Source organism: Micromonospora sp. AB353 (assembly GCF_049538395.1).
Taxonomy (GTDB): domain Bacteria; phylum Actinomycetota; class Actinomycetes; order Mycobacteriales; family Micromonosporaceae; genus Micromonospora; species Micromonospora aurantiaca.
Genome location: NZ_JBMVFV010000131.1, coordinates 1 through 10,105, shown reverse-complemented (window position 1 = coordinate 10,105; position 10,105 = coordinate 1). Strand labels below are relative to the sequence as shown.

Here is a 10,105-nt window from a genome sequence, read left to right as displayed (position 1 = left end):
ACGCCGCCGCGGCGGCCGGGTCGGTCACCTCGCCGGCGTGGTGCACGGCCACCGCGCCCCGGGTCACCAGCAGCAGCCGCGACGTCGCCCAGCGGGGCTCGGTGAGCCAGCGCCGGACCAGGTCGAGGGCCTGCACGGCGGCGTGGCGCGCCGCGCGGGGGGTGGGCTGCGCGGGGTGCGCGCCGAGCGGCACGAGCACCGCCCCGGGCAGGGCCAGTCCGGCGTCCACCGCGTCGGCGAGCCCGTCCAGCCCGTGGTGCAGCGGGAACCCGTCCAGGCCGGGGGCGACGGCCACGGCGTCGACCCGGGTGGCCGTCTCGACGGGCGGCAGCGGCGTCCAGTCGACGCGGAACAGGGCGTCGCGGGTGGCCCGGTCGTCGGTGACGGCCAGCTCGGTGGTGGAGATCGGGCGCATCGTCAGGGCGGCCACCTCGGCCACCGGGGCGCCGGTCGGATCGGCGACGGTCAGCGCGATGGCGTGCGGCCCGACCCGGGTCAGCCGTACCCGCAAAGCGGTGGCCCCGGTGGCGTGCAGGCTGACGCCGTTCCAGGCGAACGGCAGCAGGAGCCGGCCGGCCCCGGCCGCGGCGAGGCCGCCGAAGTGCGCGGCGTGCAGGGCGGCGTCGAACAGGGCGGGGTGCAGGCCGTACCGGTCGGCGTCGACCCGCTGGGCCGCCGGCAGCTCCACCTCGGCGTAGACCTCGTCGCCGCTGGTCCACACCGCGCGCAGGCCCTGGAACGCCGGCCCGTACGCGTACCCGTCGGCTTCCAGGCCGGCGTAGAAGCCGGTCAGGTCGACGGGCCGGGTGTCGGGCGGCGGCCAGGCGGTGAGCTGCGGCGATGCCGCGGGCTGGTCGGCGCGGAGGGTGGCGCTGGCGTTCCGGGTCCACGGCTGTCCCGCCGGCGCGTCGGCGGGCCGGGAGTGCACGGTCACCGGGCGGCGTCCGTCGCCGGCGCCCGCGCCGACCGCCACCTGCACCTGCGTCGCGCCGTCGGCGGGCAGGGTCAGCGGGGCCTCGATGACCAGCTCGTCGAGGAACGGGTGGCCGACCTCGTCGCCGGCGCGCAGGCAGAACTCCACCAGGCCGGTGCCGGGCACCAGCACGCTGCCGGTGACCCGGTGATCGGCCAGCCACGGCTGCGCGTCGGCCGACAGCCGCCCGGTGAACAGGTGGCCCGTCGTCTCGGCCAGCACGACCGACGCGCCGAGCAGCGGATGACCGGCGGCGTCCAGACCGGCGGCGCCGACGTCGCCGGGGCCGGAGAACGGCCGGGGCCAGTAGCGGCGGTGGGCGAACGCGTACGTGGGCAGGTCGACGCGCCGGCCGCCGGCCAGTGCGGGCCGCCAGTCCACCGCGACCCCGGACACGTGGAGCTGGGCCAGGGAGAGCATGAACCGCTCCCGGCCGCCCTGGTCGCGTTGCACCGAGCCGACCACCACGGCATCGCCGTCGTGGTCGGCGAGGGTCTCCTCCACGCCGACGGTGAGCACCGGGTGGGGGCTGCACTCGACGTACGCGTCGTGGCCCTCGGCGGCCAGCGCGCGGATCGCCCGTTCCAGCTCGACGGGCCGGCGCAGGTTGCGGTACCAGTAGTCGGGCCCCATCTCCTCGCCGTCGAGCCAGCGCAGGTCGGTGGTGGAGAACAGCGGCACGGCGGCCGGGCCGGGGGCGATGCCGGCCAGCACCTCGGCCAGCTCGTCACGGATGCGTTCCACCTGGGCGGAGTGGGAGGCGTAGTCGACGGCGATGCGCCGCACCCGGGCCTGCTCGCCGGCCAGCTCGGCGAGCAGCTCCTCGACCGCCTCCGGCTCGCCGGAGACCACGACGGCGGCCGGCCCGTTCACGGCGGCGACCGAGATCCGCTCACCGAAGCGGGCGATCCGGTCGCGGACCGTGTCGGCCGGCAGCGCGACGGAGGCCATCGCCCCGTGCCCGGCCAGAGCCCGTAGCGCGCGGCTGCGCAGCGCCACCACCCGGGCCGCGTCGGGCAGGGAGAGCACCCCGGCGACGCAGGCGGCGGCGATCTCGCCCTGGGAGTGGCCGACCACGGCGGCCGGCTGCACGCCGTACGAGCGCCACAGCTCGGCCAGCGACACCATCATCGCGAACAGGGCGGGCTGCACGACGTCGACCTCGTCGAGGCCGGGCGCGCCCGGCGCCTGGCGCAGCACGTCCAGCAGCGACCAGTCCAGGTACGGCCGCAGCGCCGCGTCGCAGGCCGCCATGCGTTCGGCGAACACGGGGGCCTGGTCGAGCAGGTCCAACCCCATGCCGAGCCACTGGGAGCCCTGCCCGGGGAAGACGAAGACGCACCGGCCGGTGGGCCGCGCCTCGCCGCGCGTGACCGCCGGGTCGGGCCGGCCCTCGACGAGCGCGTCGAGGGCGTCGGCGACCCGCTGCGCGGACGCGGCTACCAGCACCGCTCGGGAGTCGAAGGTGCCCCGGCTGGTGGCCAGCGACCACGCCACGTCGAGGGGCCGCTGGTCGGGCCGGGCGGCGAGGTGCTCCCGCAGCCGCCGCGCCTGGCCGGCGAGCGCCTGCGGGGTACGCGCCGACAGCAGCCACGGCAGCGCGCGCTCCTGCGGCGGCTCGGATTCGGCGGCCTCCGGCGGAGCCTCGGCGACCGACTCGACGATCACGTGGGCGTTGGTGCCGCTGATGCCGAACGACGAGACGCCGGCGCGCACCGGCCGGTCCGCCGCCGGCCACGGGCGGGCCTCGGTGAGCAGCTGCACCGCTCCCGAGTCCCAGTCGATCCGCGAGCTGCGGCGCTCGGCGTGCAGGGTGCGGGGCAGCCGCCCGTGCCGCATGGCGAGGACCATCTTGAGCACGCCGGCGACGCCGGCCGCGGCCTGGGTGTGCCCGAGGTTGGACTTGACCGAGCCGAGCAGCACCGGCGTGGCGCCGGCCGGGCGCTGCCCGTACGTGGCGAGGATCGCCTCCGCCTCGATGGGGTCGCCGAGCGACGTGCCGGTGCCGTGCGCCTCCACCACGTCCACGTCGGCGGCACTCAGCCCGGCGGCGGCGAGCGCGGCCCGGATGACCCGTTCCTGCGACGGCCCGTTCGGGGCGGTCAGCCCGTTCGACGCGCCGTCGGAGTTGACCGCCGAGCCGCGCACGACTGCCAGCACGGGGTGGCCCCGGCGGCGGGCCTCGGAGAGCCGCTCCGCCACCAGCATCCCGACGCCCTCGGACATGCCGAAGCCGTCGGCGTCCTCGGCGAACGCCTTGCACCGCCCGTCGGCGGCGAGACCGCGCTGGCGGCTGAAGCCGGTCAGCCCGGCCGGGGTGGACATCACCGACACCCCACCGGCCAGCGCCAGGTCGCAGTCGCCCTGGCGCAGCGCCTGGACGGCCAGGTGCAGCGCCACCAGCGACGCAGAGCAGGCGGTGTCGACGGTGACAGCTGGTCCCTCCAGCCCGAGCGCGTACGCGACCCGGCCGGAGAGGACGCTGCCGGCGGTGCCGGTCAGCAGGTGCCCCTCGTCGGCGGTGACCTCGCCGTCGTCGGAGACGACACCGGGGGCGACCCGGTCGGCGTAGTCCTGCCCGTGGGTGCCGGCGAAGACGCCGGTGCGGCTGCCCCGCAGGGTGGCCGGGTCGATGCCACCGCGTTCCAGCGCCTCCCAGGAGGTCTCCAGCAGCAGCCGGTGCTGCGGATCCATGGCGAGGGCCTCGCGGGGGCTGATGCCGAAGAACTCGGCGTCGAAGTCGGCGATGCCGGTGAGGAACCCGCCGGAGCGCACGTACGTCCGGCCGGGCGTGCCGGGCACCGGGTCGTGGAGGTCGGCCAGCGGCCAGCCCCGGTCGTCGGGCAGGTCGCCGATGACGTCGTCGCCCGCGTCGAGCAGCCGCCACAGGTCCTCCGGGGAGCCGATCCCGCCGGGGAAGCGGCAGGCCATCGCGACGATGGCGACCGGCTCGTCCAGGGCGACGGTGCTCGCGTCGGCGACCTCGGTGGCGGCGGTGCCGAGCAGCCGGGCGTGCAGGTGCGCGGCGAGCAATTCGGGGGTGGGGTGGTTGAACACGGCGTGCGGGGCGAGCCGGACCCCGGTGACGGCGGTGAGCCGGTTGCTCAGCTCGACGGCCATCAGCGAGTCGAAGCCGAGGTCCTTGAACGGGCGGCGCGGCTCGACCTGCTCGGGGGGGGTGTGCCCGACCACTGCGGCGCACCGGGCCCGTACGAGGTCCAGCAGCAGTTCGGCGCGCTCGGGCTCGGCGAGTTCGGCCAGCCGGTCGGCGAAGCCCTTCGCGGAGGCGGGCGCGGAGGCGGCGTTGACCGCCCGGCGGGGCGGCGGGGGCAGCAGCGCCCGCAGCAGGGCGGGCACCTCGCCGGAGGTCCGTACGGCGGCCAGGTCGAGCCCGATCGGCACGAGCGCCGGCCGGTTCACGTGCAGGGCGGCGTCGAACAGCGCCAGCCCGGCGGCCGTGTCGAGGGGGCGGGTGCCGCTGCGGGCGAGCCGGGCCAGGTCGGCGGGGCTGAGCCGGCCGGCCATCCCGTCCTCGGCGGCCCACAGCCCCCAGGCCAGGGCGCTCGCCGGCCGGCCCTGGGCGCGGCGGTGCGCGGCGAGCGCGTCGAGGAACGCGTTGCCGGCCGCGTAGTTGCCCTGGCCGGGGCTGCCGAAGGTGGCGGCGGCCGAGGAGAAGAGCACGAACGCGGCCAGGTCGAGGCCGGCGGTGAGCTCGTGCAGGTGCCAGGCGCCGTGCACCTTGGCGCGCAGGGTCCGGGCCCAGCGGGTCGGGTCGAGGTCGGTGAGCAGGGCGTCGTCGGTGGCCCCGGCGGCGTGCACGACGGCGACGAGCCGGTCGGCCAGCGGGGCGATGACCTCGGCGAGCGCCGCCCGGTCGGCGACGTCGGCCGCGACCACCCGCACCGTGACGCCGGCGTCGGTCAGCGCGGTCGTCCAGTCGCCGGCCCGGCCGCTGCGGCTGACCAGCACCAGTTCGGTGACGCCGTGCGCGGCGGCGAGGTGGGTGGCGACGTGCCGGCCGATCCCGCCGGTGCCGCCGGTGAGGAGCACGGTGCCGCCGGCCAGGGCCGCGAGCGGCGCGCCGGCCGGGGGCCGCTCGACGGGGCGGAGGCGGGGCAGCAGCGCGCGGCCGTCGCGGACGGCCACCTCGGGTTCGTCGTCGGCGGCGGCCAGCGCCGAACGGATGGCGGCGGCGTCGGTGGTGTCGAGGCTGAGCAGGAGGAAACGGTCGGGCTGCTCGGCCTGGGCGACGCGGAGCAGCCCGGCCACGGGGGCGTGCACCGGGTCGCCGTCGCGCACGGCGAGGGCCAGGCGGGTGGTCTCCGCGCGGGGGTCGGCCAGCCAGGTCTGGAGCACGTCGAGCACGGCGAGGCCGACGGCGTGCGCCCGGTCGGGCACCGGCCGGCCCGGCTCGCCGTCACCGACCCGCAGCACCAGCAGCGGCGGCAGCGGCCCGTCCGGCGGCGTGCCGTCGGCGAGCGTCCAGGAGGGCGCCGGGGTCGCCGGGAACGCGGCGGGCAGCCAGTCGACGGCGTACAGCCCGGCGGGGGTGGCCGCCGGCGCCGGCGGGTCGGCGGGCGGCAGGTCCACCGGCCGCAGCACCACCCGGTCGGCGTCGAGCACGGGCCCGCCCGCGTCGTCGACGGCGCTCAGCGTCACCGCGTCCGCCCCGGCGGGGGCCAGGCAGACCCGCAGCGCGTGCGCCCCGACGGCGTGGCGGCGCACGCCCGCCCACTCGGTGGGCAGCAGCCGGGCGGTGGGCCCGGCGTCGGCGACCGACGCGAAGCCGGCGAGCGGGAGCAGGCGCAGGGCCGCGTCCAGCACCAGCGGGTGCACGCCGTACCGCTCGGCGTCCGGGTCGCGGGCGTCGTCGGGCAGGCGTACATCGACGTAGAGCCGGTCGGCGGCGACCCACGCGGCGCGGGCCAGTTCCCCGGCCGGCGCGCGGTGCGGCGGGGCGCTCAGGTCCACCGGCCGGGCCCCGGCAGGTGGCCAGACGGGGGCGAGGGCGCCCCGGCCGCTCTCCGGGTCGACGGGTGCGAGCACGGCCTCGGCGACCTCCCGCCAGGGCAGCCCCTCGCCGGCCCGGACGTGACAGTGCGCCACCCGGCGTCCGTGCTCGTCCGGCGCGCCCACGTCGATCTGCACCTCGAGGGTTGCCTCGGCGGGCAGCGGAACCGGCTCGGGCACGCGCAGCCGCCGCACGCTCGGGGCGCCGAGCTGGTCGCCGAGGTGGGTGAGCATGTCCAGCAGGGCGGTGGCGGGCAGCAGCGGCGCCGTGCCGTCGCCGGGCGCGGCAAGCCACGGCGAGGTGGCCGTGGCGATCCGCCCGGTGCAGACCACCTGCCCGGTGCCGGCGACCGCCAGCAGGCCGCCGAGCAGCGGATGCCCTGCGTCGGCCAGTCCGGCGCCGACGGGACCGCCGGCGCCGGTGGGAGCGGGAAGCCAGTAGTGCCGGCGCTGGAAGGCGTACGTGGGCAGGTCGACGCGGCGGTGCGGGCCGGGGCCGGCGAGGGCGGCACGGTCCACCGCGACGCCCCGCACGTGCAGCCGCGCCACGGCGGCGAGCAGCGCCTCGGCCTCGCCCGTGGTGCCCCGTACGGCGGGGACGAAGGCCAGCTCGTCGGCCTCGGCGACGAGGCAGTCCCCGGCCATCGCGGTGAGCACACCGGCCGGGCCGATCTCCAGGAAGGTGGTGACGCCCTGCCCGTGCAGGGCCCGTACGCCGTCGTGGAAGCGGACGGTGCCCCGCACGTGCGCCACCCAGTGCTCGGGCGAGCAGAGCCGGGCCGGGTCGACGGGGTGGCCGGTCAGGTTGGACACCACCGGCAGGTGCGGGGTGCGGTACGTGAGGCCGGCCGCGACCGCGCGGAACTCGTCGAGCATCGGGTCCATGCGCGGCGAGTGGAACGCGTGCGACACCCGCAGCCGGCTGGTGCGGCGCCCGGCCGCGCGCAGGGTGTCCGCGACGGCCAGCACCGCGTCGGTGTCGCCGGACAGGACGACGCTGGTGGGGCCGTTGACGGCGGCGAGGCCCACCCGGTCGGTCAGGTGCGCGGCGACCTCGGCCTCGTCGGCCTCGACGGCGACCATCGCGCCCCCGGCGGGCAGCTGCTGCATCAGCCGGGCGCGGGCGGCGACCAGCGCCGCCGCGTCGGCGAGGGAGAACACCCCGGCCACGTGCGCGGCGGCAAGCTCGCCGACGGAGTGGCCGAGCACCGCGTCGGGGCGGATCCCCCATTGCTCCAGGAGGCGGTAGAGCGCCACCTCGAAGGCGAACAGGCCCGGCTGGGTGTACAGGGTCTCGTCGAGCAGTTCGGCCGCTGCGGTGCCCTCGGCCGCGAGGACGACGTCCGCGACGGGGAGCGGGGCGTGGCCGGCGAGGCAGCGGTCGAGTTCGGCGCAGGCCGCGTCGAAGGCGGCCGCGAAGACGGGGTACGCCGCGTGCAGCTCGTGGCCCATGCCGGCGCGCTGACCGCCCTGCCCACCGAAGAGCAGGCCGAGTCGGCCGTCGACGACCCGGCCGGTCAGCACGCCCGGCAGGTCCGGTTCCGGTCCGCCGTGGGCCAGCGCGCCGAGACCCGTCCGGGCGGACTCCGCGTCGCCCACCAGCACCACGGCCCGGTGTTCGAGAGCGGCGCGGGTGGTGGCGAGGGCGTGCCCGGCGTCGGCCGGGTCGGCGTGCGCCCCCGGCCCGTCGAGCCAGGCCAGCAGGCGGGCCGCCTGGTCGCGGAGCGCCTCGCCGGAGGCAGCCGCGAGCAGCCACGGTACGGGCGGCCGAGCGGTGCCGGTCGGCGGCCGCGCTGCCGCGGTGGCGGGCGGCGGCTGCGGGGCGGCGTCCCCGGCGGCGGTCGGCGGATCGACGGGGGCCTCGACGATGACGTGGGCGTTGGTGCCGCTGATGCCGAACGACGAGACGCCGGCCCGGCGGGGCCGGCGTACGTCGGGCCACGGGCGGGCCTCGGTGAGCACCTCGACCGCGCCGGCGGACCAGTCCACCTCGGACGTCGGGGCGTCCACGTGCAGGGTGCGCGGCAGTGTCCCGTGCCGCATCGCGAGCACCATCTTGATCACCCCGGCGGCCCCGGCGGCGGCCTGGGTGTGGCCGAGGTTGGACTTCAGCGAGCCAAGCCGCAGCGGTTCGGCGTCACCGCGGCCCACCCCGTACGTGGCGAGCAGCGCCTGCGCCTCGATCGGGTCGCCGAGGGACGTGCCGGTGCCGTGCGCCTCGACGGCGTCCACGTCGGCGGTGGAGAGCCCGGCCGCGTCCAGCGCCCGGCGGATGACCCGCTCCTGGGCGGGCCCGTTGGGGGCGGTCAGCCCGTTGGACGCGCCGTCGGAGTTGACGGCGGAGCCGCGCAGCACGGCGAGGACGGGGTGCCCGTTCCGGCGGGCGTCGGAGAGCCGTTCCAGCAGCAGCACGGCGACGCCCTCGGACCAGCCGGTTCCGTCGGCGCCGTCGGCGAACGCCTTGCACCGGCCGTCCGGGGCGAGCCCGCGCTGCCGGCTGAACTCCACGAACGCCTGCGGGGTGCCCATCACCGCCACGCCGCCGGCCACGGCGAGCGAGCAGTCCCCGGCGCGCAGCGCCTGGGCGGCCAGGTGCAGCGCCACCAGCGACGACGAGCACGCCGTGTCGACGGTGACAGCCGGCCCCTCCAGCCCCAGCGCGTACGCGACCCGGCCGGAGACGACGCTGCCGGCGGTGCCGACGCCGAGGTAGCCCTCGGTGCCGGGCGGCGCCTGGCGCAGGTTCGCGGCGTAGTCGTGGTGCATGACGCCGGTGAAGACGCCCGTGGCGCTGCCGCGCAGCGAGGTGGGGTCGATGCCGGCCCGCTCGAACAGTTCCCAGGACGTCTCCAGCAGCAGCCGCTGCTGCGGGTCCATGGCGAGCGCCTCGCGCGGGCTGATCGCGAACAGGGTGGCGTCGAAGTCCGCGGCGCCGGTGAGGAAGCCGCCCACCCGGGCGTACGAGGTGCCGGGGCGGTCGGGGTCGTCGGAGAACAGGTTCGCCAGGTCCCAGCCCCGGTCCGTGGGGAACTCCGTGAGCCCTTCCCGGCCCTGGTCGACCAGCTCCCACAGTTCCTCGGGGGAGGCGACGCCGCCGGGGAGCCGGCAGGCCATGGCGACGACGGCCACCGGATCGTCCCCGGTGGACGGCACCACCGCCGGGTCCGTCGTGGGAGCGGCCTGCGCGGCGGCACCACGCAGCCGGGCGGCGAGGTGCCGGGCGAGGGCCTGGGGGCTGGGCCGGTCGAACGCGGCCGTGGCGGAGAGCCGTACCCCGGTGGCCCGGGCCAGCCGGTCGCGCAACGCAACCGCCGCGACCGAGGTGAAGCCGAGTTCCTTGAAGGCGCGGCCGGGGCGGACCGCGGCCGGGCCGGGAAGCCCGGCCACCTGCGCGGTGGCGGCGCGGACCAGGTCGAGCACGAGCCGGTCCCCCTCGGCGGTGGTGAGCCCGGCCAGCCGGCGGCGCAGCTCGGCGGCGTCCCGGTCGTCCGTGGCGTCGCCGGGCTCGGCCACGGGCCCGCGCCAGGCGGGGTGCGCGGCGTCGGCGTGGCCCGCCGGGCGGGCGAGCACGACCAGGTCGGCGCCGTCGTGAGCCACGTCGAACGCGGCGAGGTCGGCACGGACGGCCGCCGACGCGGTGCCCGCTGCGGGTCCGGTCGCCGCCGGCCCGCGCTCGGCGGGCGCGGTCGTGCCGACGAGCCGGGCCGGGTGACCGGCGGCCCGGCGGCGGGTGGCCAGGGCGTGCAGGGCGCCGACGGCCGAGGCGGCCCGTTCCCGGCTCGCGGCGCCCAGCAGGAGGGCGGACGGCGCGAGGACGGTGAACGCGGCCCCCGGGTGCCGGCTCGCGGCGTCCAGCGTCGCGGCGAGGCCGAGCAGCCGGGCTGCGGCCTCGGCGTCGGCCAGGTCGTCGTCGCACGGGCAGAGGAAGACGGCGCCGAACGCCTCGTCGCCGGCCCGCTCGGCGGGCAGCGGAACGGCTTCCGCACCGGCGGCGGTGAGTTCGGCGGCCAGGTCCGCTAGGGCCGGGGCGGGCGTCGCGCCAGCGTGCAGCAGCCGCAGCCGGCGGGCGCGGTGCGCGGCGACGAGGTGCCGCGCCAGCGCGGCGCCGGTCGGTCCGTCGGC

At 78.5% G+C, this 10,105-nt stretch carries 1 protein-coding gene; it reads right to left on the bottom strand.

The genetic code is table 11. The features are described from left to right. A partial coding sequence (locus tag ACPCK6_RS28480) for an SDR family NAD(P)-dependent oxidoreductase (RefSeq protein ID WP_423482740.1) occupies positions 1 to 10,105 on the bottom strand: 10,105 nt, incomplete at both ends.